Below are 411 nucleotides of genomic sequence, written 5' to 3'. Positions count from 1 at the left end.
GTAGCCGTAGGGGAACCTGCGGCTGGATCACCTCCTTAAAATATTAAAGCACCATGCGACTTAAAGTGCCCACACAGTTTGTTTTCAATGAAGTAAGAGTTTTGCGGTGATTTTCGATGAATCAAAGAAAATACAAGCAAAAAATTTTTGCGAGAGATTTTGTTTTAATCGAGGCATAAGTGCGAGTGCGAGAGGGAACATACATCAGTATGTGACCGAACAAACGAGTGCTTATAACGAAGAGTAAAACAAAATATCGAAGTAAAAAGGGGTCGTAGCTCAGCTGGGAGAGCACCTGCCTTGCACGCAGGGGGTCAGGAGTTCGATCCTCCTCGGCTCCACCAAACACTTCATGAGGGATTATCAGAAGAAAATGCTTTTGCGAGAGTATTTTCTTCTGGCAAGACCAGG

1 tRNA gene and 1 rRNA gene (1 of these 2 running past the window's edge) are annotated in these 411 nt (G+C 44.0%); both read left to right on the top strand.

The window, feature by feature from the left end:
• The first annotated feature begins 268 nt into the window (after positions 1 to 268).
• Positions 269 to 344: transfer RNA gene (locus Lwal_RS18245), tRNA-Ala, on the top strand.
• A gap of 19 nt (positions 345 to 363) precedes the next feature.
• A 23S ribosomal RNA gene (locus tag Lwal_RS07295) occupies positions 364 to 411 on the top strand; it runs 2855 nt beyond the window's last position.

The organism is Legionella waltersii (assembly GCF_001468085.1).
In the GTDB taxonomy this organism is placed as follows: Bacteria; Pseudomonadota; Gammaproteobacteria; order Legionellales; family Legionellaceae; genus Legionella; species Legionella waltersii.
Note: the sequence above shows the minus strand (reverse complement) of the source record. Positions and strands in the feature narration are given on the sequence as shown.